At 57.8% G+C, this 22851-nt stretch carries 18 protein-coding genes; 14 read left to right on the top strand and 4 right to left on the bottom strand.

Translation table 11 applies throughout. The features are described 5' to 3' along the window. Positions 1-9 precede the first annotated feature (9 nt). Positions 10-1116 (top strand): PA0069 family radical SAM protein, encoded by a 1107-nt coding sequence (locus AC3Y7R_RS04745; RefSeq protein WP_490040852.1) that lies wholly within the window; start codon positions 10-12, stop codon positions 1114-1116. Between the two features lie 12 nt (positions 1117-1128). On the opposite strand, the gene bmt is transcribed toward AC3Y7R_RS04745, so the two are convergent. The 3 genes from bmt to AC3Y7R_RS04730 all read right to left on the bottom strand — a co-directional run bounded on the left by bmt (position 1129) and on the right by AC3Y7R_RS04730 (position 4573). Further along, positions 1129-2142 carry a betaine--homocysteine S-methyltransferase gene (bmt, locus tag AC3Y7R_RS04740; RefSeq protein WP_490040851.1) on the bottom strand — a complete coding sequence of 338 codons (1014 nt, stop codon included), beginning with the start codon at positions 2140-2142 and terminating at the stop codon, positions 1129-1131. Between the two features lie 28 nt (positions 2143-2170). Continuing rightward, a complete protein-coding gene (locus AC3Y7R_RS04735) occupies positions 2171-4087 on the bottom strand; it encodes a phosphatidylglycerol lysyltransferase domain-containing protein (RefSeq protein ID WP_490040850.1) in 1917 nt (638 codons plus the stop codon). A 171-nt stretch (positions 4088-4258) separates the two neighbouring features. Beyond that, positions 4259-4573, bottom strand: coding sequence for a DUF1476 domain-containing protein (locus tag AC3Y7R_RS04730; protein WP_490040849.1), 315 nt, complete (start codon positions 4571-4573; stop codon positions 4259-4261). A gap of 238 nt (positions 4574-4811) precedes the next feature. On the opposite strand from AC3Y7R_RS04730, the gene purC reads away from it, so the two are divergent. The 10 genes from purC (at position 4812) to AC3Y7R_RS04680 (ending at position 16266) form a co-directional block, all read left to right on the top strand. Further along, entirely contained in the window at positions 4812-5573 is a 762-nt protein-coding gene (gene purC, locus AC3Y7R_RS04725) for a phosphoribosylaminoimidazolesuccinocarboxamide synthase (protein ID WP_490040848.1), read from the top strand. Between the two features lie 12 nt (positions 5574-5585). Next, positions 5586-5957, top strand: coding sequence for a ribonuclease E inhibitor RraB (locus AC3Y7R_RS04720; RefSeq protein WP_490040847.1), 372 nt, complete (start codon positions 5586-5588; stop codon positions 5955-5957). A 13-nt stretch (positions 5958-5970) separates the two neighbouring features. Continuing rightward, complete coding sequence (gene purS / locus AC3Y7R_RS04715; protein WP_490040846.1) at positions 5971-6201, top strand: phosphoribosylformylglycinamidine synthase subunit PurS; 231 nt, start codon at positions 5971-5973, stop codon at positions 6199-6201. After that, positions 6201-7238, top strand: a complete 1038-nt coding sequence (locus AC3Y7R_RS04710; protein ID WP_490040845.1) for a zinc-dependent alcohol dehydrogenase family protein — start codon at positions 6201-6203, stop codon at positions 7236-7238. The genes purS and AC3Y7R_RS04710 overlap by 1 nt, the downstream gene beginning before the upstream one ends. Positions 7239-7252: 14 nt before the next feature. After that, on the top strand, positions 7253-7921 hold the full coding sequence (purQ, locus tag AC3Y7R_RS04705) for a phosphoribosylformylglycinamidine synthase subunit PurQ (protein ID WP_490040844.1): 669 nt from the start codon (positions 7253-7255) through the stop codon (positions 7919-7921). A gap of 53 nt (positions 7922-7974) precedes the next feature. Then, positions 7975-9825 (top strand): sensor histidine kinase, encoded by a 1851-nt coding sequence (locus tag AC3Y7R_RS04700; protein ID WP_490040843.1) that lies wholly within the window; start codon positions 7975-7977, stop codon positions 9823-9825. Positions 9826-9852: 27 nt separating this feature from the next. Then, the gene (locus AC3Y7R_RS04695) at positions 9853-11184 is read left to right on the top strand and encodes a sigma-54-dependent transcriptional regulator (RefSeq protein ID WP_490040842.1); all 1332 of its coding nucleotides are present in this window, start codon (positions 9853-9855) and stop codon (positions 11182-11184) included. 17 nt (positions 11185-11201) lie between these two features. Continuing rightward, entirely contained in the window at positions 11202-11936 is a 735-nt protein-coding gene (locus AC3Y7R_RS04690; protein ID WP_490040841.1) for a hypothetical protein, read from the top strand. Positions 11937-12390: 454 nt separating this feature from the next. Continuing rightward, positions 12391-15285, top strand: a complete 2895-nt coding sequence (locus tag AC3Y7R_RS04685) for an Rne/Rng family ribonuclease (protein ID WP_490040840.1) — start codon at positions 12391-12393, stop codon at positions 15283-15285. 294 nt (positions 15286-15579) lie between these two features. Continuing rightward, complete coding sequence (locus tag AC3Y7R_RS04680) at positions 15580-16266, top strand: hypothetical protein (RefSeq protein ID WP_490040839.1); 687 nt, start codon at positions 15580-15582, stop codon at positions 16264-16266. A 68-nt stretch (positions 16267-16334) separates the two neighbouring features. Here AC3Y7R_RS04680 and AC3Y7R_RS04675 read toward each other — a convergent pair whose 3' ends face one another. After that, positions 16335-17675, bottom strand: coding sequence for a M48 family metalloprotease (locus AC3Y7R_RS04675; RefSeq protein ID WP_490040838.1), 1341 nt, complete (start codon positions 17673-17675; stop codon positions 16335-16337). A gap of 81 nt (positions 17676-17756) precedes the next feature. On the opposite strand from AC3Y7R_RS04675, the gene AC3Y7R_RS04670 reads away from it, so the two are divergent. From AC3Y7R_RS04670 to AC3Y7R_RS04660, 3 genes are all read left to right on the top strand, one after another. Continuing rightward, positions 17757-18905, top strand: a complete 1149-nt coding sequence (locus tag AC3Y7R_RS04670; protein ID WP_490040981.1) for a pyridoxal phosphate-dependent aminotransferase — start codon at positions 17757-17759, stop codon at positions 18903-18905. 72 nt (positions 18906-18977) lie between these two features. Further along, positions 18978-20183: an N-acetylmuramoyl-L-alanine amidase gene (locus tag AC3Y7R_RS04665; RefSeq protein WP_490040837.1), complete on the top strand. Its 1206-nt coding sequence runs from the start codon at positions 18978-18980 to the stop codon at positions 20181-20183. A 121-nt stretch (positions 20184-20304) separates the two neighbouring features. Further along, entirely contained in the window at positions 20305-22827 is a 2523-nt protein-coding gene (locus tag AC3Y7R_RS04660) for a penicillin-binding protein 1A (protein ID WP_490040836.1), read from the top strand. The last annotated feature ends 24 nt before the right edge of the window (positions 22828-22851 follow it).

Here is a 22851-nt window from a genome sequence, read left to right as displayed (position 1 = left end):
CATGGCGCAATGAGGGAACCGGATGCAGCACCAAGTGGATCGGACCGGTTGAATGGCCGGGCAAAGGGGCGCGGAACGGCTCAAAACGAGGTTGGTCGTTTCGAGGTACTGTCGCGCGAGGCCGTTGATGATGGTTGGAGCGATTGCGAGGAAGAGATTGCGCTGCGCCGCACCGAGGTTTCGGACGAGCAGGTGGGGCAGGTCATTAGCCGAAATACCTCGCCCGATTTGCCGTTTGACCGCTCGCTCAACCCGTATCGGGGCTGCGAGCATGGGTGCATCTATTGCTATGCCCGCCCGAGCCATGCCTTTTTGGGCCTGTCGCCCGGGCTTGATTTTGAAACCCGCCTGATTGCGCGTCCAAATGCGGCGCAAGCCTTGGAGCGAGAGCTGCGCCGCAAGAGCTATAAGGCGCAGGTCTTGGCTATTGGCACCAACACGGATGCCTATCAACCGATTGAAAAGGCGCGGCGAATTATGCGGGAGGTGCTGCAAGTGTTGCAGCGGTTTCAGCACCCTGTCGCGATAACAACTAAGGGAAACCTGATTGAACGGGACATTGATATTCTGGCGGAAATGGCGGCAGATGGCTTGGTTTCCACCTCGATTTCGGTCACCACGCTTGATGCGAAGCTGTCGCGCCAGATGGAGCCGCGCGTGCCCGCGCCCGCAAGGCGGCTGAAAACCATCGAGGCGCTGGCGCGTGCCGGGGTGCCCGTGCGGGTTAGCGTGGCGCCAATGATCCCGGGCCTGACCGATCACGAGATGGACGCGATCTTGTTGGCCGCGCGAGATGCGGGGGCGACAGCGGCGAATTTCGTCAGCCTGCGTCTGCCGCGAGAGGTGTCGGAATTGTTCCAGAACTGGCTGGAGCGGGAAGTCCCCGGACAGGCGGCAAAAGTCATGGCCCGCGTGCGCCAAATGCATGGCGGGCGGGACTATGACCCGGAATTTGGCCAACGTATGCGCGGAACTGGTGTTCATGCGGACCTTCTGGAAAGGAGGTTTGACAATGCGTGTAAGCGGTTGGGGCTTACCCAGGATTTGCCTCGGTTGCGGGTAGATTTATTTACGCCACCGGCGCGGCTAGGCGATCAGCTAAGTTTGTTACTGTGACGGACGCTGACCTTATGTGCGGGCGCGTCGCCGCGTAATGCGAGGGGCGGGGCCGCCGCCGTCGGTGCCATCGCTCGGAGAGGAGAACCCGCCCATCTGTTCTTCGATCATAGCCAAAGTCGGGCGCTTGCTGCGCGGGCGCGTCTCCAAAGCTTCGCGCATGGAACGAAGGTGCTCTGGTGTCGTGCCACAGCATCCGCCGATAATGGTGGCGCCTGCGTCACGGGCCATGCAGGCATAGTTCGCCATCAATTCGGGCGTGCCGTCATAGTGGATATGCCCGTCGTGATACTTTGGGATGCCCGCGTTCCCTTTTGCGATAATCGGTAATTTGGTGCCGTCAAAGCCCAAAACCGTGCGCAGCAAATCGGATGAGCCGACGCCGCAATTGGCGCCAAAGGCCACAGGTGTCAGTGGCAGGTGATCGGCCAAAGCAGACAGAGCCGTCGACGTCAGACCCATCATCGTGCGGCCAGCAGTGTCGAAACTCATGGTGGCGCACCATGGCATATCCGCCAGTTTGGCGGCCTCGGAGGCGGCTTTCAGCTCCTCGGGGGCGGATATGGTCTCGGACCATAAAACATCTGCGCCACCCGCTTTCAGGCCCTCGGCCTGCTCGTGAAACATCTCGACGGCCAGCTCATGGGTGAGGGTGCCCATCGGTACCATGATGTCGCCGGTTGGCCCCATTGAGCCAGCCACAATAATAGGACGACCGGCCGCATCTGCGACCTCGCGCCCGATTTCGGCAGCCAAGCGGTTAAGCTCGAAAACGCGGTCCTGTGCGTCATGCAGTTTAAGACGCGAGGCATTGCCGCCAAAAGAATTGGTCAGGAACAGATCGGAGCCGGCCTCCACTGCATCGCGGTAGAGACGCGCAATGCGATCGGGATGATCGACATTCCACAATTCGGGCGCATCGCCGGAACTGAGGCCCATATTAAACAATTGCGTCCCAGTGGCCCCGTCGGCAAGCAGCCAATCGCGGTCGTTTAAAAGGCGGCTGAGGGCATTGCTGGCGGTCATTTTTAAGCCTAACTCGAAACAGAATCCATTACCGCGCCTCTTCACACGCCAATGCCGGTGACGCAAACTCATAATCATCATAATGATCATGAAGCTCAGAGGTGTTGTTTGTGTATGCTGGGGGCCGATAGATTAACCCGTAAAGCTCTACCGAGCCGATGAGTAAGGTCGCAAGGCTGTCTGCCGCTATAAACTGTGGCTCCCAGTCCGGGGCGAAACTTGACTTAAACCGCTGGAGGCCATGGGCCCCTTTTTGCTGTTTATAGGCGAAGTTGATCACAGTCTCGACCCAAGTTTTCGACTGGGATTCAGGATTATCAGCTAAGTAAAGGGGAACGGAGCACAAAGAGACTTGCGCAACATTGCAAGAGCGCGCGTCCTCAATAGCAGCGCAAATAAGCGCGTGGATTGTGCCGTCCGGACACTCGGACCCGCTGCGAATAATATCGAGAACCCATTTGTCAGCGGAGGTGTGAAACGTCACGAATGCAACAGGCGTGTTATGTTTGTAAGCCGTGAAAACAGCCTGCTTTGCGATCAAAGAGGGGCTGAAAACGCCCATGGAAAAGCCGCGCGCAATACCGTTTTTGTGCTGCCATACTTTATCAAGATTTTGCATGTGCACGAGAGAGGCCGCGCCAGTGCGAACCTGCACATCTTTTTTTGTGCAGGCCCGTAGTTTTCTGCGCAACTGAGACCGCTTCGGTGTTTGCAGGGTGAAGCTCTCGACATCGAGAACCGCTTCGCTTGCAATTTGATGGGGTTTCAATCCGATAGTGGCCCCGATCTGGGCCGCTTGTTGTCCGCATTTATACACAAGGAGACCTCGAAAGTCGCGCTTTGCGGTTCGCAAACGATTTGCCAGAAAGGGGGCAACAGGCCCGCCGAACGGGTCGCGCAGATGTAGCTCGGTGTTGGATGTTTTTCTGCCCAACGCCTGAGCGGCCCCAGTCGGAGTGTCAATCACGGATAACTGACCTTGGACCAGAAGGCATGATTCTGGTGGCATGTGGAGGCCTAAGGCAGAGCGGGTCGTGCGGCTGGCAGGTGCGGGCCTGCGTGATGAGGCAAGGAGGCTGATACCTGCAACGACGGCTGGAGCAAGGAAATATGCCGCCCGATACGCCAAGAGAGCGGCCAAAAGAGGGGTGGAATCCGCAGGGGTCAAGATCGCCAAAAGGCACACCTCGAATGGTCCGACGCCACCGGGAACACCAGATGCCATCCCTGCACAATAGGCGATTAAGAATGCCGGGTATAACAGTGAGAAAGAAATGTAACCCTCTGGAGTAAAAGCATATATTACTCCACATGCCGCTGCCGTGTCGATGGCGGCCAATGCCGTGGCGCGAGTCATAAGCCGTATGGGAGGGAGTTGAAATGGAAGGTATTCTCTGGATTGTAGCGACATGGCGGCAAGACTAAAGGCGAGCCATAAGCCCAACATCCCAAGCCACCAGACTTGATCCGAGAACCCCGGAGTTAAAACCGCGGCAAAACTGGCAACGATGGCCCATCCGCCAAAAAAGCAGGCGGTGACCAAGCTGGTCATTTGCGTGGCGCGCCAGAGGGTAACATCAGGCAAATGCGCCAGCAGTTTCCAGCGCACTAAAGATCCGGTGAATAGGCCAAACCCCAAGGTTTGCGCAATAGCAGTGGAGCGCCAACCTACTGAAAATGCATACTTATCTGGCATTTCAATTTGTAAATATCGGGCGGCTAAAATGTCATACCCACCGACGGCGGCAAGGCTTAAAGCCGTCAGAATTCCTGCGGCGAGCCAGATGCTAACAGGGAATTCTTGAAACAAAGCGAGAATGGCGTCGGGGTTAATATCCACGATTTGGTCATGCAAAAGCACCACCGCAATCACAGAGGCCACCACCAACCCCAATTGGCGCAGAATCCGTCCGCGGCTGATCTTTATACGAGTTTCGTTCGACACCTAAATACCCCGTGCATAAGCTTGCATAGGGTGGGTCTAAGGGATGGGTTTCACGAAACATTTAACAGATAAAATACGACAGAAATATTTTCTGACCTACCCGTATTTTTATTTGTACCGGCCGCCGAATGTTTCACCGGCAACCGCAAAATTTATAGCTAGTTCAGAGGCTTAAACCTCGTTCATCAATTGCTCTTTGGCGATTGCCATGAACTCGGCCATTTTGGCGCGAATAGCGTCCTCAGTGGCTTTGCTGCCCAAGTCGCCTGCGACTTTGCGGTAAACATCTTCATCACCGGCTTCTTCAAAATCAGAGCGAATAACCTCTTTCGCGTATTCACTGGCCTCATCGTCAGATTTGCCAAGCAGCTCAGCAACCCAAAGGCCCAGCAATTTGTTGCGGCGGGCTTCGGCCTTGAACTGCATCTCGGCGTCATGGGCGAATTTGGATTCAAAAGCGTTTTCGCGATCATCAAAAGTGGACATGGAAGGCTCCTATGGATGTATGTTGCCCCTGATATGCCCATGCCAGAGACCCGACGCAAGAGGTGCTGGCCCATGCGGGATAATCTGCCGCGCTTAACTTATGGGTTTGCAATGTTCGAGTAATGCTTGAGCAATGTGCGCCATCGCTTGTCTGGCTCGTCGTGGTGGCGTATAGGCACGGCCTAAGAGGGGCGTGAGTCCCGGCCCCGCGCGGGACGCCGCGCCACAGGAGATGCTCATGGCACGCGGCAAAAAGATATATGATGGCAAGGCAAAGACCCTTTTTGAGGGCCCCGAGCCGGGAACCTTGATCCAGTACTTTAAAGATGATGCGACCGCGAATAACGCCGAGAAGCACGGCATTATTGAAGGCAAAGGTGTCCTGAACAATCGCCTGAGCGAGTTCTTTATGACCGGACTTGAGCAAATCGGTGTGCCGACGCATTTCATCAAACGCCTCAATATGCGCGAGCAGTTGATCCGCGCGGTTGAAATCATCCCGCTGGAAGTGATTGTGCGCAACTATGCTGCCGGATCCATGGCCAAGCGGTTGGGCATGGAGGAGGGCACCGCGCTGCCGCGCCCCATCGTCGAGTTTTCCTATAAGGATGATGCTTTGGGTGACCCTTTGGTGCCAGAGGAATATATTATTGCGCTTGGCTGGGCCTCGCAGCAAGACCTTGACGATATCGTGGCGCTGGCGCTGCGGGTGAATGACTTCATGTCGGGGGTTATGTACGGGGTCAACATCAAGCTGATCGACTTTAAAATCGAGATCGGTCGCCAATATGATGGCGACTTCCAGCGCTTGATCGTGGCCGATGAGATTAGCCCCGATAGCTGCCGCCTGTGGGATATGGAAACCGGTGAGAAGCTCGACAAAGACGTGTTTCGCCGCGACCTTGGCAATTTGGCTGATGCCTACACGGAAGTTGCGCGCCGCCTTGGCGTGTTGCCAAACAACGCCCCGCAGATGGGCAAGCCCACGTTGATCAACTAAGGAGCCGTTGCTGTGATTCTACGCCTGCTCAAATCCTTTTTGGGGCGGTTTAAAAAGCCGTTGCAGCTGGGCAGCCCTGCGGCCAACAAGCTGGTCATTGCGCAGATCATGGAGCAAGGCGACGACGGCACGCAGGAGCGCCATGTGCGCCATTTTGCCTATCCGCATGATGCAAGCTCGACTGGCATGCACGCGGCGGTGGACCTGTTCAGCGACGCGGGTTTGGGCGCTTCTGACACACAATTTCGTGGCGGCGTTATGGGGGAGCATGAGGCTGCTCCGGCGGATGCTGAATTTGACCAACTAACGGACACCCTGCGCATTGAATTTGCGGCTATTGGGTGGGATTATGACGGCTGGGAATGCGCCGTCCTAAAAAGCTGAGGGAGCTAAGACCATGAAAGCACGTATCCATGTTATGCTTAAGAACGGGGTGCTAGATCCACAAGGCGCGGCGATTGCCCATGCCCTTGGGACATTGGGGTTTGAGGGCGTAGAAGGCGTGCGCCAAGGCAAGGTGATCGAGTTGGATTTGGCGGAGGGCACCTCTGAGGCGACGGTCAAAGACATGTGTGAAAAGCTGCTCGCCAACACGGTGATTGAGAGCTACTCGATCGAGTTGTCGTGATGCGCGCCGCCGTTCTTCGCGAATATAATGCGCCGCTGTCCCTTGAGGATGTGGCGGAGCCGGACTGCCCGAAAGATGGCGTTGTGCTTAAGGTTATGGCCTGTGGCGTGTGCCGCTCGGACTGGCATGGCTGGACGGGCGAACACCCACGCGTGAAACCCGGCCAGATTGGCGGGCATGAGTATTGCGGCGAAGTGGTGGAGGCAGGGCCTTTGGCCACGCATAAGCTTGGTGACAAGCTGATCGCGCCGTTTATTTTGGCCTGTGGCACCTGCCCATCATGCCAAACAGGCGACCAAAACACCTGCCCGAACCAGCGTTTGCCGGGCTTCTTAGAACCGGGCGCTTTTGCGGAATATGTGGCGGTGCCGTTTGACCATAACCTGACATATCTGCCGCAAACCCTATCGCCAACAGTGGCCGCGGGCCTTGGCTGCCGCGTCACCACTGCGTGGCATGCGCTGACCGGACGGGCGGCGTTGCAACCGGGCGAATGGCTGGCGGTGCATGGCACGGGCGGCGTCGGATTGTCGGCCTTGTTGCTGGGCATTGCGATGGGCGCACGCGTGGTCGTTGTTGACATCGTTGAGGAAAAACTAATCCACGCCAAAGGTTTAGGCGCAGAAGCTGCGGTGAATGCCACAGGCGGGGATGTGGCCGCGCAGATCAAGGAAATCACTGGCGGGGGCGCGCATGTTTCGGTCGAAGCCCTTGGCTTGCCGATTACCACCAACGCCTCGATTGAGTGCCTGCGCCCGCTTGGCCGGCACGTTCAAGTGGGCATGCCCGTGGGGCACACCGCCACGATGGAGATCAACATGAGTGCCGTCTATCAGGGCAATCTGGCGCTCTATGGCACGCGCGGCATGCCGCCGTGGAAATACCCGAGCCTTCTGGCGCTGATCACCAGCGGACGCATTGATATGTCGCCGCTGATTGCCCGCGAAATTGGCCTGTCAGGCACCTCGCAGGAGCTTGCAGCCTTCAACGGGCCGACCCCTCCGGGTGTGGCTGTTATCACCGATTTTCTAAGCTAAAGGACTGTTTTGCCATGAAAGCTGCCGTCATCGTCTTCCCCGGTTCTAACTGCGACCGCGACTTGGCCGAAGGGTTCCGCCTTGCGGGGTTTGAGGTCTCAATGGTCTGGCATAAGGACACTGACCTGCCGAGCGGGCTTGATATTATTGGCATCCCCGGCGGGTTCTCGTTCGGGGATTATCTGCGCTGCGGGGCGATTGCGGCACAGTCGCCGATTTGCCGCGCAGTGGTCGATTTTGCCCATAAGGGCGGCCATGTGCTGGGCATTTGCAACGGCTTTCAGGTTTTGTGCGAAACGGGCCTGCTGCCCGGCGCGCTGATGCGCAATGCCGGGTTGAAGTTTGTGTGCCGCGACCAGCGCTTAAAGGTCGAGAGCGCGGATAGCCCGTTTACCAACGCCTATACCAAAGGTGACGAGATTACCGTCCCGATTGCGCACCATGATGGGAGTTTTTCCGCCGACACTGATTTGGTCGCACGGTTGCGTGACGAGGATCGAGTAGCCGTCTCTTATGTTGGCAATCCGAATGGGTCTGCTGGCGGTATTGCGGGGATTTTAAGTGAAAACCGCCGTGTTTTGGGGATGATGCCCCACCCCGAGCGGGCGTGTGAACCAGCGCATGGCGGCACGCAGGGGCAGGGAATATTCAAATCCTTGGCGCAGGCTTTGGTGCTGGCATAATTCCGCCGATAGCTATGCTTGAGAGTGGCGGGCCACTCCAATAGTCTAGCGCCATGAAAACAACGCCTCCCAGCGGCAGTACCGATATCGCAACGGTGGAGCCCTCTAAACGCCACCCCTCGCGCAAGGCGACGTGGCGGGTGCGCGGTGTGGTCTTTGGGTTGATCGTGGTGGCGGTGGGGATCATTTGGGTCTCCAACCTATGGCTGACTGACCGTTTCACCGAGACGACGCGCAACCGGGGCGAGATCCGGCTGGCGCTGTATTCCAACGCCATCACCTCGGAGCTGCAACGCAACCGCGTCGTGCCGTTGTTGCTGTCGCGTGACCCGGTGATGATTGCGGCGCTGAGCTCAAACGATTTCTCGGCCACCTCGCGGCGGCTCATTTCATTCTCGGAAGAAATCGGCGCGGCAGGTCTGCGATTGTTTGACCATGACGGGGTGGTGGTGGCCTCGGCTGACCGCAACGAGTTGGGCGCGATCTTTCGAAATTCCCCTTATTTTGTGGATGCTTTACGCACAAATGAGACAGTGTTTAACGCAACGCAGTTGGAAAGTGGGGCCTTTATTTTCACCTATGCCCGCCGAATTGAATCCGAGAAGCAGGGCCTCGGGGTGATTGTTGTGGACGTGGATTTACGTCAATTCGAGACCCGCTGGCGCTCGCCATCCGAGGCGGTTCTGGTGACAAATTCGGAGGGCAAAACTGTGATTGCCACTGACCCGCGCTGGCGTGGGCTTGGCATCGAGGAGGCCTTGGAGAATCGCACCCCGGATAGCGCCTTGACGCGTGCTTTCGAGGCGACGGGGGGCTTTTTCGACCTTGAGCAGCCGGATTCATACTTTCGTGGCGAAGCGGTGATGGAAATGACCGGTCGCGTTGCGTTTCGCGGCTGGCGGATCACTTCGTTTTCGACCTATGCCAGCGTGCGCGAGCGGGTGAACGGTGTGCTGGCCATCGAGATCATGGCCTTTGCGATCCTGCTGGCGGTGACGTTTTATGTCTTGTCGCGCCGCGCGCAATCTCAGGCCGGGTTTTTCCGGCGCGAGAGCGAAGAGTTGCGGGCGTTGAACCTGCGTTTGGGGCGCGCAATTGCCGAGCGTCAAAAGGTACAGAAAAACCTTGAAGTGGCCGAGCAATCGTTGGCTCAATCTCAAAAACTGGCTGCCTTGGGCGAGATGTCCGCCGCTGTGAGCCATGAATTAAACCAGCCGTTGGCGGCGATGAAAACCTACCTTGCAGGGGCTAAGTTGTTGTTGCAACGGCGCCGTCCAGATGAGGCACAGGCCTCGTTTCAGCGCATTGATGACCTGATTGATCGGATGGGGGCAATCACCCGCCAGCTTAAATCTTATGCTAGAAAAGGCAGCGACGATCTGGAGCCTGTTGATCTGCGCGATGCGGTGCGCGGCGCCTTGTCGATGATGGAGCCGCAACTAAAGCGTAGCTCGATCCGGGTGATATCTACCTTGCCGGACGAGCCTGTGGTGGTTCTGGGGGACCGTATCCGTGTGGAGCAGGTCATCATCAATCTGTTTCGCAACGCGCTGGATGCCACCAAAGGGATGGCGCGCCCGCAGGTTGAAATCTTGTTGAACACCGGCGAGACGGCGGTCCTAAGCGTGCGCGATAACGGCGAAGGGCTGAGCAATCTTAACGACCTGTTCGAGCCGTTCTATACAACGAAACAACCGGGCGAGGGGGTGGGGCTGGGCCTTGCCATCTCGTCAAGTATTGTCACCGATCTGGGCGGGCGTTTGACCGCGCGAAATGGCCATGCTGGTGGCGCGGTCTTCGAGGTGCAATTGCCATTGCTTGGGCATATGGCGATCAAGACCGCGCCTCCGCAGCCTTTGCCATCGGATCGTGATTTAGACAAAAATATTGAGGCCGCCGAATAGGCGCATTTAAGGAAAAGGAGCCACAACATGGCCAATGCATTAAAGATAGCGATTGTCGACGACGAGCAGGATATGCGCCAGTCGATTTCCCAATGGCTTGCCCTGTCGGGCTACGATACCGAGACATTTTCCAGTGCGGAAGATGCCTTGAAAAATATCGGAAATGATTATCCGGGTATTGTCGTGAGCGACATCAAAATGCCCGGCATGGATGGGATGCAATTTCTCAAACGCCTGATGAGCCAAGACAGCGCGCTGCCGGTGATTATGATCACGGGCCATGGGGATGTACCGATGGCCGTGGAGGCGATGCGGGTCGGCGCGTTTGATTTTCTAGAGAAGCCGTTCAACCCCGACCGCATGACGCAATTGGCCAAGCGTGCCACCATTTCGCGCCGCCTGACGCTGGATAACCGTGCCCTGCGCCGCGAGTTGTCAGATGGGGCTGCCTTGATGCGCAAACTGATTGGCTCGTCGCCGGTGATGGACCGCTTGCGCGAGGATATTCTTGATCTGGGGCAGGCGGATGGCCATGTGCTGATCGACGGCGAAACCGGCACTGGTAAGACCCTGACCGCCCATGCGCTGCATGCCGTTGGCCCGCGCGCGGGTAAGAAGTTTGTGACGCTGAGTTGCGCCGCCTTTGACGAGGCCTCCTTGGCCAAAAAGCTGTTTGATCCGGTGGATGAGGGCGAAGAGTTGCCGCTGGTCGAGCAAGCGCGCGGCGGCACATTGGTGCTGGAAGATATCGAGGCGCTGCCCGAGAGTTTGCAGGCGCGTCTGCTGCAAGTAATCAACGAGCAAGGCACCCCGGCCGAGACGCGTATCATTGCGATTTGCAACACTCAGGAGCAGGGCAAAACCTGCGAGGATCTGATCCGTGCTGACCTGTTTTATCGCCTTGCGGCCATGCGCATCACCATCCCGCCGCTGCGCCAGCGTGGCGAAGATATCTTGACACTGTTCAACCGCTTCGGCGAGCAGTTCGGCGAGGAATACGGCACATCCGCGCCAGAGGTTTCCGCCCAAGAGGCCGCGCAATTGTTGCAAGCCCCATGGCCGGGCAACGTGCGCCAACTGATTAACATCGCCGAGCGCGCGGTGCTGCAAAACCGTCGGGGGTCCGGCTCGATTGCCTCGTTGCTGATGGCCGATAACGATGAGTTAGGACCCGTGGTCACTACCGAGGGTAAGCCGTTGAAAGAATACGTGGAAGCATTCGAGCGGATGCTGATCGACAACACGATGCGCCGCCACAAAGGCTCGATCGCCAGCGTTATGGAGGAGCTGTGTTTGCCGCGCCGGACCTTGAACGAGAAGATGGCGAAATACGGGCTGCAACGGGCCGATTATGTCTGATCACGAAGGGGGTTAAGATGGGGTTTTTCTATGCCGCGATGAACGTGGCGTATTACTTGGTCCCGATTGCCATGACGCTTGCCCTCGCGGCTGCCTTGCGGTTTTTTGTGCTGTCTCAGGTGCCGTTTGGCTGGGTCATCTCTCTCGCGATTGCTATTGGGGTGTCGTGCATACCCGTGGCATTCGAGAGAAAGCAGCTGGAGAAAGACATCGCCGCCTTTGCCCCAGACGAGGTGCACTCCGCGACGCGGGCGTTGGAGCCGGGCGCGCTTTTACACTTGCAGCCGGGTAATGAGGCGGGGTTGACCTGCCGGCAGGATTGCCTGTCTGAGGTCGCGTTTGTGACGTCGGTTCAGACGTTCGATCTGGCTGGCTCCTTGGGATGGTCCGCCAGCGAGGTTTTGGCGTCGCATGACCTTTGGCCTTTGATCAAGGATGCGGATCGCTCTAAGCCGTTTCCGTTTCAATATGCCTTCATTTCGGCGCCGACATGGCGGCTGGCGCAGGTCGCAGCAACGCCTGATTACCGTTTGCCGCATTGGCCCGACAACATGAAGGGTATTCACTTTTTGGTGCGTATCCCTGAAAGCGGCGTGCTTGATATCGCTACCGCAGAGGTACTTTTCCGACGCTTCAACATCCAAGCCGAAGTTCCACAATACCCATTTTGGGGCAGGGTTAGCGCAACCAAGCAAATGCCCGGCGTAGACGAAATTATCGCTGATTTAGCTAAATTTGGGCGCGCCCTTTAGGGGCAGGGCAGGGCGCGCGTAAAAGTTATCCACAGCAAACGGCGATTGCTCATTGTAATCGCTGTGTAAACAATACTATGTGTTGAATACGGTCCGGTGCCCCACTGAGGCGCGTTGGAACGGTTAGAGTTTCGCTGTAGTTTAAACCCGTATGACAAAACACAAGGTTTGAGCATCGCAGGATAGACGGCCCCTTGGGGCCATCGCTGCTGGCGCGCAATATGCGCCGTGGCACCATTCGTAAGGCTTGCACCCTTAATAAAAGGGGCCAAGTCGGAGACAAGAACGCGATGAGACGCGACAGGAACAGCATAGAAAAACGTAGCGTGGGCTCCCCCGCGCTGCATGGTTTCGTGCGCCGGTCTGCGCTCAGCTTCGCCCGAACAAGTCATCCCGCCAACTCATCCGCGCCCCCCGGGGCAGTGGTTGCGTTGGCCAGATGCAATTGGAAAACATGGCTAAGAAAATGCTTATCGACGCCACCCACGCTGAAGAAACGCGTGTTGTGGTTGCTAACGGAAACAAGGTTGAGGAATTCGACTTTGAATCTGAGAACAAACGCCAGCTAGCTGGCAATATTTATCTGGCAAAAGTTACGCGGGTAGAGCCGTCGCTTCAGGCGGCTTTTGTGGACTATGGCGGCAACCGCCATGGCTTCCTCGCCTATTCAGAAGTCCACCCGGACTACTACCAAATTCCCGTGGCGGACCGCCAAGCGCTGATTGAGGAAGAACTCGAGTACGCGCGCCAGCAGGCTGAAGAGGACGAGCAGCCGAAGAAGAAATCGCGTTCTCGCTCCCGCTCGCGTTCTCGCGCGCAAAAAGCCAAAACCGACGATGCCGTGGTCACAGAAGAGGTTAAAGACCCCGTGACTGACGATGCGGTAGACGTGCCCGCCACCGACATGACTGAGGCTGTTACCGATGCATCCGAGCCGACAGCAGAGGCCGTGGATGCGGTTGAAGCCACGCCGCAGGAACCTGCCGTAGAGGCGGAAAAAGCTCCGGCAATTTCGGGGATGGATGTCGTCGATCTAGAGGTCGACTCTGGCAGTGAAAACGACGCGGTTGAGACACCTGAAAGTGACGAGGACGGCGAGGAAGAAGCCTCTGCCTCTGAGAAAGACGAGAACATCGAGAGTGTGGCTCAAGAGGACGTGACGGAAGAAATCCGCCAACCTCGCAAGCCCCGTCCCAAACGCTACAAAATCCAAGAAGTTATCAAAGTTCGCCAAGTTTTGCTGGTGCAGGTTGTCAAAGAAGAGCGCGGCAACAAAGGCGCGGCCCTGACCACCTATCTGTCGCTGGCTGGCCGCTATTGTGTTTTGATGCCTAACACCGCACGCGGTGGTGGCATTTCGCGCAAGATCACCAACGCTGTCGACCGCAAGAAGCTAAAAGAAATCGCCAATGAGATCGACGTGCCATCAGGGGCGGGCCTTATCGTGCGTACCGCTGGTGCTCAGCGTACTAAATCCGAGATCAAACGCGACTACGAATACCTGCAACGTCAGTGGGAACAGGTCCGCGAACTGACCCTGAAATCTATTGCTCCGGCGCAGATTTACGAGGAAGGCGATCTGATCAAACGCTCGATCCGCGACCTCTATAACAAAGACATCGACGAGGTGTTTATCGAGGGCGAAGCGGGTTACCGCGTGGCCAAGGACTTCATGAAAATGATCATGCCGTCCCACGCCAAAAACGTGAAACGCTACGTTGATCCGATGCCACTGTTCGCACGTTTCCAAGTGGAATCCTACCTGTCCGGCATGTTCAACCCGACCGTGCAACTGCCCTCGGGCGGCTACATCGTGATTGACACCACAGAGGCGCTGGTCGCCGTGGATGTGAACTCTGGACGCGCCACTAAGGAAGGCTCGATCGAGCAAACAGCGCTGAAAACCAACCTTGAAGCCGCCGCCGAAGTGGCGCGTCAGATGCGCCTGCGTGACCTTGCTGGCTTAATCGTGATCGACTTCATCGACATGGACGAGCGCCGCAATAACACCGCCGTAGAAAAACTGCTGAAAGACCGGCTGAAAACCGATCGCGCCCGCATTCAAGTGGGTCGTATTTCGGGGTTCGGTCTGCTTGAGATGTCGCGCCAACGCCTGCGTCCCGGCATGTTGGAAGCCAGCACGCAGCCTTGTCCGTCGTGCCATGGCACCGGCCTGATCCGCTCCGATGATAGTCTTGCGCTGACCATTTTGCGCCAGTTGGAAGAAGAAGGCACGCGCAAGCGCTCCAAGGAAGTTCTGCTCAAAGCGCCAATCCCGGTCATCAACTATCTGATGAACGAAAAGCGCGAGCATCTGGGTCAGATCGAGACCCGCTATAACATGTCCGTGCGCCTAGAGGCCGACGCGCATTTGGTCAGCCCCGACTACACCATTGAGAAGTTCAAAACTGCCACGCGGGTGCTTAAACCTGTGGCTGCGAACGTGGTTTCGATGGATAGCATCGACATGTCCGACATCGACGAGATCGAGGATGTGGAAGAAGCCGTAGAAGAAGCCGAAACTGAGGCGGTTGAGGTCAGGACTACGGAGGTGGAAGCTCCCGAGCTTGATGAGAACGGCAACCCAAAGAAGAAAAAGCGCCGGCGTCGGCGCGGTGGCCGTGGCCGCTCCCGCTCGTCCGCGCAGCGCTCCGAAGATGGGGTGTCTGGCGAAGGTGAGGGTACTGGCGAAAATGCATCCGCCGATGCCGTTGAGCCTGCAACAGACGCAGCGCCATCGGTAGAGGTGGCACCAGAAGAGGGCGAAAAGCCGAAATCACGGTCCCGCTCGCGCAGCCGCTCCCGCTCAAAGGCGAAAACGGAAGAGGCTGGCGTGGATGCCGTGGCAACCGAGGCAGCCCCGACAGAAGTTGCGGCTTCTGAGCCTGCCGTTGAAGCCGCTCCCGAGGTGGTTTCTGATGAGGCTCCGAAGAAGAAGCCTACACGAACCCGCTCGCGGTCCAAGAAAAAGCTCGAAGAGGCTCCGGTCGTTGAGGTCGCGTCAACAGAGGCTCCCGAAGTTGAAGTTGTGGCTGAAGAAAAACCTAAGAAGGCACCTCGCAAGCGGGCTTCGCGGGCCAAAACGGCAACGGCAAAATCTGCTGACGCCAAGCCAGAGAAGGCTAAAACGACGAAGGCTAAACCTGCAAAAGTAGCCGCTGTTGAGGTTGTTGAGCCTGCGCCAGTTGTCGAAGCGGTGACTGAGGAAGCACCCGTTGCGGCAAAACCCAAGAAGACACGCACGCGGGTCTCCAAAAAGCCAGTCGAGGCCGAGGCGGACGCCGCAGCCCCGACCACAGAGGAAGCCGCTAAGCCCAAACGCAAAGGTTGGTGGTCTTTAGGGCGCTAAACCCTCTTGAATAAACGACAAAGGCCGGGCTAATCCCCCGGCCTTTTTTGTTTTTGACTGCGCGCGAAAGCCCCAATTTAGAGTGAAGAAATCGGGCGAATGACAAGGGAAAAACCTTCTTTGAGGTCTGCCCCATGCATCAATTTGTGATGCGTGTGAGTGCTGCTTTTTGCGCCTCCGGAAGTGATGGATGGTATTTTTATTGAGGAAATCGGCATTTTGTGTATGTTTAACTTGATCGCAGTGAATTTTTATAAGCGATCTATTTTTAAAATATATATTAGGAGTTAACCAATGCTTCGTTTTTTTATATCGGCAATCGTTATCATATTTTCCTTTACCATTTCTGACGTACAAGCACAAATTAACTGGGATATTCCAGAAACCGAGACGCCAGATGGCCCAGGCCCAGGCTCTGGTGGTGATGGCGATTTTTACTGTATGAGCTGCTGTAGCGGAGGGCTCAGTGATTCAGGTTGTTGCGCGGCCTGCAACTGTCAGTGTGGTGGGTTGCCGAATTGTTTTGCTTATCAGGCTATGAGCAGTGCAAACGTTCCAAAAGCTGTAAACGCCCACGTTTTGAATAGCTTCGCGGAAACTCAAGACCAGCTTGTCTCGACCAAGCGCGGTAAAAAACTATATTCAGTTTTGACTGAAAATGCCCTTCGCGTCGCTGAAATTTTCAAAAATGATGCAAAGCTCACCGAGAGGACGGGGGCAGCGCTTGCCAAATACTGGCCGCATGACATGTGGACCAACACCGGTAAGAAGGCGCATAAAGTCGCGCCCGAAGCGCTGAAGGAGCTGCGCGATATCCTGACACATGTCGCTGCGGTTGATGAGAAGATGGGCGCAAGCACCGTTAGTACGGCCATTTCGAAGGAGGTCATTCCCCATCTGGGTAAGGATATTATCGGGCAGCCCTACCATAAGGCCTTTGCCTGTTTCGTGAGCGGTCAAACCTGCTCTGCATCCAAGTAAACGCTCGGGGCGCCAACGAATGGCGCTCCGAATCCATGCCATGATATGGCGCGCTCAGGTTCAGCCTATTAGCGGCGTTTCTTCTTTTTCGGCGCGGCTTGTGCTGCGGCCAAAACATCTTGCGCGCGCAGCCAGCCGGACGAACCGCGCGGCAGGGCGCCCGAGGCGCGTTTGGCGTGGAGTGCGGCATCCTTAAAGCGGCCCAGTACGGCGTAGCGTTCCGCCGTGGCGACCGAGGCCATGGCGTTCTGGCCGTTCTTGGCATGGGCGAGCGCCAGATTGCGCAGAATTTGCGGGTCACCGGGGTCACGAGAGCGGGCGCGGATCAGCAGGGTCAGCGCTTGTTTGATCGCCCCCTTTGAGCCTTGCGCCAGCAACGCGCGGCCTAGCCCCGCCTCGATCAAGGGCTCGCGAGGGGCCAGCGCCAAGGCTTGCTTATAGGACGCCACGGCCCCATTGAACTGACGCCCCTCCAGCAGGATTTGCCCCTTTAATTCATGGTAATACGGATCACGCGGGCGCATTTTTAGCAGTGCGTTCATCTCGACGCGCGCTTTCTTCAGGTTGGGGGTTTTATGGTAGGCGATGGCGCGGCGCAGGGTGGCAATCTCGCCCTTTCCCTTGCTCTCGGGGCGGCGTAAAACATAGCGCGGGTTGCGCAAAAAACCCGATAGTTTCGCCGACATGCGCCCGTACCAATAGGTAGATTGCGCCGTGGTCGGCTTGGTCCGGCCTTTGAAGCCCGCGACATAGCCCTTCACCGCGCGCAGGCGGTCCTGGCTCATCGGGTGGGTCAGTGCGTAGGGGTCTTGGCGGCCGGGACGCAGGGCCTCTTGGCCGCGAAAAATTTGCAAAATATCGGTCATCGCCTCGGGGTCGAGCCCTGCGCGCGCCATGTAGCGCATGGCGGATTGATCCGCCGAGGCCTCCTCGGCGCGGGTGTGGGCAAAGAAGCGCCGCGCGGCAGAACTGGCGGTGCCTGCGGCAAGGCCAATTGCGGCCTCGCCATTGCCTGCAACTGCCGCGGCCGCCGCAAGCGCCATGCCGATGGCCGTCACACGCCCCGCCACACGCGCATTGGTGGCGCGGCGCGTCAGGTGGCCATTGGCGATATGGGCCAGCTCATGGGCAATCACCGCCTGCAACGCCTCGGGACGCTTGAGTTTCATAATAAGGCCGGAGTGGATAAAGATGTGGTTGGCATCGACCACAAATGCATTCAGCGAGCGGTCATTGATCACCAAAATGCGGATGCGTCCAGCACCAAACCCGGCGGATTGCAGCACTGGTTTGGCCAGTTGTTTCAGGGCTTGTTCAATCTCGGCGTCGCGGATCAGCCCGATCGCAAAAGCGGGCAGGGTGAGCAGCGAGAAGGCCAAAGCAACCAATACGACTTGCAACTGTTTCAAGGCAAAAATCCTTTCCAGCGATTGACCCCGGCGGCGGGGACTGGTTTGAAGCGCGAAACACCGCAACCCTGCGAGGATATGATGCGAAGTTCAACCCGTGGCGAGGTCGATCCCTTTATTGTTATGGATGTGATGGAGCAGGCGCGCCGTCTTGAGCAGGCTGGCCGCTCGATTATTCACATGGAGGTCGGCCAGCCGGGAACGCCTGCGCCAAAAACGGCCCGCGCGGCCTTGGCGCAAGCGATGGAAAACGACGCGCTTGGCTACACGGTATCGCTGGGCTTGCCGGAGCTACGCGAAGGTATCGCGGCGCTGTACAAGGACTGGTACGCCATTGATCTGGACCCGGCGCGCGTTGTGGTGACGGCGGGCTCCTCGGCGGCTTTTGTATTGGCATTCACCAGCCTGTTCGAGGCGGGAGAGGCGGTTGGCCTGCCGGAGCCGGGCTATCCGTCATACCGGCAAATTCTCAAGGCATTAAGCCTGACCCCCCACGCCATTCCGACCTTTGCTTCCGAGCGCCATGTGCCGAAATTGCCAGAGGCGGAGTTGGCAGGCTTGATCGTAGCCTCGCCTGCAAACCCGACGGGGACGATGTTGTCGAAGGCGGATTTGGGCACGTTGATCGCGGATTGCCAAGCCAAAGATGTGGCGTTCATCTCGGATGAAATCTACCACGGCGTTCAATATGAGGGGCGGGCGGTCTCGGCGCTGGAGTTGTCGGATGATGTCTATGTGATCAACTCGTTCTCGAAGTATTTCTCCATGACGGGCTGGCGGTTGGGCTGGATGGTGGTGCCGGAAGATCACGTGCGCCGGATCGAGCGGTTGGCGCAAAACATGTTCATCTGCGCGCCACACGCCGCCCAAGTTGCGGCCATCGGGGCCTTGAATGGCCGCGCCGAGACCGAGGCCATGCTGTCCTCTTATACCGAGAACCGCCGTTTGATGTTGGAAGGTTTGCCGCAAGCGGGGTTCGACAAAATCGCGCCACCGGACGGGGCGTTCTACATTTATGCCGATGTCTCGGAGTTGACGAACGACAGCCTCGCCTTTGCCGCCGAAATATTGGAGCAAGCGGGGGTGGCGGTCACTCCGGGCTTGGATTTCGATCCGGTGCGTGGCCATACTACCTTGCGGTTTTCCTATGCGCGCGGCACCGACGATATTGTTGAAGGGTTGGCGCGACTGACCAAATTTATGGCCAGCTATAAAGCCAAGCGCAGCTAGATTACGTCTTCGCCCAACACGCGATTGCTGTTAAGGTGCCTGCAAAAGAATGAAAAAGAATAAAGGGCAGTCATGAGCAGGCTGATCACCATGGCAATAGCGGCCCTCCTGTGCGTGGCAGGGGCAGGCACACCCGTTGCGGCGCAAGAGCTGCGGGCCTTGGCGCGCGTCGATATGGCGGCGTCACAGGTGGTCGACGGCTATGGCAGCACGACCCTGACCCTGGCGTTGACCCAAGCGGTGCCCTACCGCGTGCAACTGCTAAACGCGCCGCGCCGGATCGCGGTGGATTTCCGCGAGGTGGCCTTTGAGGCGGATCTGAGCGCGCTGGACCACTCGGATAAAATCGTGGAGCTGCGCGCCGGGGTTATCCGCGATGGCTGGTCGCGGCTGGTGTTGGAATTATCCGAGCCGTTGCAGGTTTCCGAGGCCGGCATGGTGCCTGATCCGGTGGACGGGGACGCGGTGCTGACGCTTAGGCTGACGCCCGTCTCGGAGGAAGAGTTTGCCAAACGCGCGGCGGTGACTGCGAGGTCGGTGAAGACTTGGACGCATGAGACCCAAAGCGGTGATGCGCCCGCCCGTTTGATAGTTGTGATTGACCCCGGCCATGGGGGGGTGGACCCCGGCGCGCAGCGTGAAGGCATTGATGAGGCGGATCTGATGTTGCAATTCGCCCGCGAGCTGCGCGAGCAATTGCTGCGTTCGGGGCGCTATGATGTGGTGATGACCCGCGAGGACGACAGCTTTGTGTCGCTGCCCCAACGGGTGTCGCTGGCGCGTGCCGCAGGGGCGGGCGTGTTCTTGTCGCTCCATGCGGATGCTTTGGCCGAAGGGCGCGCGACAGGCACAACGATCTACACTTTATCCGCAGAGGCATCCGACGAGGCTTCGGCCAAACTGGCCGAGCGCCAAGACCGCACTGACATTGTGGCAGGCGTGGATTTGACCGCGCAAGATGACCAGATTGCAGGCGTGCTGATGGACCTTGCGCGCCGCGAAACCACGCCGCGCACAGACCGGCTGGCGGATGCTTTGGTCGGTGGTTTGCGCAACACTTTGGGCAAACTGCACAAGCGGCCCCGCCTAGAGGCCGGGTTCTCGGTGCTCAAAGCGCCAGATATTCCGTCGGTTCTGATTGAGTTGGGCTTTATGTCGTCGCAGTCAGATTTGGACCGACTGCAAGATCAGGTTTGGCGCGCTCAAGCCGCGACTGGAATCGTTGATGGGCTGGACCTTTGGGCGCTGGAAGATGCCGCGATTGCGGCGGGGCAATGAGAATGGCAAAGAAACGTGATCGAAATCGGCCGGTTTTGGCCGTCTTTCCCCGACAAGGCGTTTTGACCTTCGCGGTGGCGGCACCTATATACTGTGCAACGAGAATTTGGGGGCAGAGCAATTGCTGCGCATGATTTTATCTTTCTTCGGGTCGGTTTTCAGCCTGATTTGTATCGGCACTGTGGCGGTGTCGCTGCTTATTGGCGCGATCTTCTTTATGTATGCGCGCGACCTGCCCGATACCGATCAGCTGGCGCAATACACGCCGCCGACCATTAGCCGCATTTATTCCGGCCAAGGTACATTGATCGACGAATTTGCCCACGAGCGCCGCCTGTTTGCCCCCGCAGATCAAATTCCCGACATCGTAAAGCAGGCGTTTATCTCGGCGGAAGACAAGTATTTCTATACCCACAAAGGCTATGATCCGTTGGGCATGGCGAAGGCCGCGTTTGATGCGGCACGGGGCGGGCGCCTTCGCGGGGCCTCGACTATTACGCAACAAGTGATGAAGAACTTCTTGCTGTCCGGCGACCGCTCGGCCGAGCGTAAGATCAAAGAGCTGATCCTTGCCGCGCGTATCGAGGGAACCTTGAGCAAGGATAAGATCCTAGAGCTGTACTTGAATGAAATTTTCCTCGGCCAAAATAGTTTTGGTGTGGCGGCCGCTGCGCAAACCTATTTCAACAAAACGCTTGCCGATCTAAAGATTGAGGAGGCCGCGTATCTGGCCGTTCTCCCCAAGGCTCCGTCGCGCTATCACCCAGTGCGCCAAGCCGAGCGCGCCATTGGCCGCCGCAATTTTGTCCTGCGCGAGATGCAGGAAAACGGCTATATTTCGATGGAGGAATATACGGCCGCGCGGGCGAAACCTTTGGCTACGGTGCAAGACGGCACTTACACAAATTTCAAGTCGGATTTGCCCAGCCGCGACTATTTTACCGATGAAATTCGCCGCCAGTTATCCAAGGACTTTGGCAAGGACGAATTTTTCGAGGGCGGGCTAACCATTCGCGCCACGGTTGACCGTGAGTTGCAGAAAGTTGCGGCGAAATCCCTGCGTGCAGCGCTGGAAAAATACGACCGGGGGCGGGGTGTGTTCCGCCGCGTGAGCGCCAAGGTTGAGGCGGAAGACTTGGCGGGCGAGGGCTGGAAAGAGGCCCTGTCCGACACCACATTCCCCCGCGATATCGAGGGCTGGAAAGCCGCTGTCGTGCTGTCGTTTGACGGCAATAACGCCAACATCGGCGTGCAGGGCGTCACTGATCCGGGCACAATTTTAGGGGCAGACGTCAAATGGGCGCGCCCTCGGCTTGAGAACGGCAAACTGGGCAAGAAATTCGCCAATGTGGACAACCTGTTGGATGTGGGCGACGTGGTTCATGTGCGCGCGCGCGATGACGGCACATGGTCCCTGCGCCAAGTCCCGGAGGTCCAAGGCGGCTTTATGGCGATGGATGTGAACACGGGCCGCGTGTTGTCGATGCAGGGCGGGTTCTCGTATCAGCACTCGGTGTTTAACCGCGCCACGCAGGCGACGCGCCAGCCCGGTTCCAGCTTCAAGCCATTCGTCTATGCCGCCGCGCTGGACAGTGGCTTTGCCCCGAACACAATCGTGGTGGATGCGCCGATTGAAGTGAATACGCCGCAAGGTCTTTGGCGGCCCCGAAATTCGTCCAACAAGTTCTATGGCCCAACGCCTGTGCGCACCGGTATCGTGCAATCGCGCAACCTGATGACCATTCGACTGGCGCAGGAAATCGGCATGGATACGGTTGCCAGCTACGCCGAGCGCTTTGGCGTCTACGATGATATGAACCCGTTTTTGTCCAACGCATTGGGCGCGCAGGAAAGCACGCTTATGCGGATGGTGACGGCCTATGCGATGTTTGCCAATGGCGGCGAGCGGGTCGAGCCAACGCTGGTGGACCGGGTGCAGGACCGTTGGGGGCGCACGGTGTATCGCCACGACAAGCGGACCTGCGAGGATTGCCAACTGGCCTCGCTGGACCCGGATTTTTCCCCGACGATCACCTCCAGCCGCGAGCGGGTCATGGATGCGATCACTGCTTATCAATTGACCTCGATGATGCAGGGCGTGGTGAAACGCGGCACCGCCGCCAGAACGGTTAACCTGAGCGTACCGACGGCGGGCAAAACCGGCACCACCAATGACGCGAAAGATGTGTGGTTCGTGGGCTTTACCTCCAACATCGTGGCAGGGTGCTATATCGGCTTTGACCGACCTCGCTCCATGGGGAAAGGGGCCTATGGCGGTGGCATGTGTGGCCCAGTGTTCAACAGCTATATGAAGAAAGCGACGGCCAAATATGGCGGCGGTAAATTCAAGGTGCCACCGGGTGGCTACTTTGTAAAAATCGACCGCTTCACGGGCGCAGTTTTGCCTGCGAATGCATCCGGTGATCATGTGGTGACCGAATATTTCCGTGACGGCGAAGAGCCCTCATACGGCTTGGGCGCGATCATTGATGGTGGCTTTGCCATGGGGTCAAACCTTAGCCTGTTCTCGCGGGGGCAAGACGACGTGACAGCCGTGAGAGAGGTCACGACTTCGACGGGTAAGAAGGCGGTTATCCCGAAACGGGCCAACTTTGGTACGCTGAGTGCGGGCGGCCTTTACTAGCCTTATTGCGGTAGGATCACGCCG

The sequence above is a fragment of the Litoreibacter sp. genome (genome assembly GCF_058136045.1).
Note: the sequence above shows the minus strand (reverse complement) of the source record. Positions and strands in the feature narration are given on the sequence as shown.

Coding starts and splice junctions, on each gene's coding strand:
- bmt (WP_490040851.1), bottom strand. CDS start 2,142: ATGACCGCCAGCAATGCCCTCAGCCGCCTTTTAAACGACCGCGATTGG.
- purQ (WP_490040844.1), top strand. CDS start 7,253: ATGAAAGCTGCCGTCATCGTCTTCCCCGGTTCTAACTGCGACCGCGAC.
- purC (WP_490040848.1), top strand. CDS start 4,812: ATGGCACGCGGCAAAAAGATATATGATGGCAAGGCAAAGACCCTTTTT.
- AC3Y7R_RS04665 (WP_490040837.1), top strand. CDS start 18,978: ATGAGCAGGCTGATCACCATGGCAATAGCGGCCCTCCTGTGCGTGGCA.
- AC3Y7R_RS04700 (WP_490040843.1), top strand. CDS start 7,975: ATGAAAACAACGCCTCCCAGCGGCAGTACCGATATCGCAACGGTGGAG.
- AC3Y7R_RS04680 (WP_490040839.1), top strand. CDS start 15,580: ATGCTTCGTTTTTTTATATCGGCAATCGTTATCATATTTTCCTTTACC.
- AC3Y7R_RS04690 (WP_490040841.1), top strand. CDS start 11,202: ATGGGGTTTTTCTATGCCGCGATGAACGTGGCGTATTACTTGGTCCCG.
- AC3Y7R_RS04730 (WP_490040849.1), bottom strand. CDS start 4,573: ATGTCCACTTTTGATGATCGCGAAAACGCTTTTGAATCCAAATTCGCC.
- AC3Y7R_RS04695 (WP_490040842.1), top strand. CDS start 9,853: ATGGCCAATGCATTAAAGATAGCGATTGTCGACGACGAGCAGGATATG.
- AC3Y7R_RS04745 (WP_490040852.1), top strand. CDS start 10: ATGAGGGAACCGGATGCAGCACCAAGTGGATCGGACCGGTTGAATGGC.
- AC3Y7R_RS04710 (WP_490040845.1), top strand. CDS start 6,201: ATGCGCGCCGCCGTTCTTCGCGAATATAATGCGCCGCTGTCCCTTGAG.
- purS (WP_490040846.1), top strand. CDS start 5,971: ATGAAAGCACGTATCCATGTTATGCTTAAGAACGGGGTGCTAGATCCA.
- AC3Y7R_RS04685 (WP_490040840.1), top strand. CDS start 12,391: ATGGCTAAGAAAATGCTTATCGACGCCACCCACGCTGAAGAAACGCGT.
- AC3Y7R_RS04670 (WP_490040981.1), top strand. CDS start 17,757: ATGCGAAGTTCAACCCGTGGCGAGGTCGATCCCTTTATTGTTATGGAT.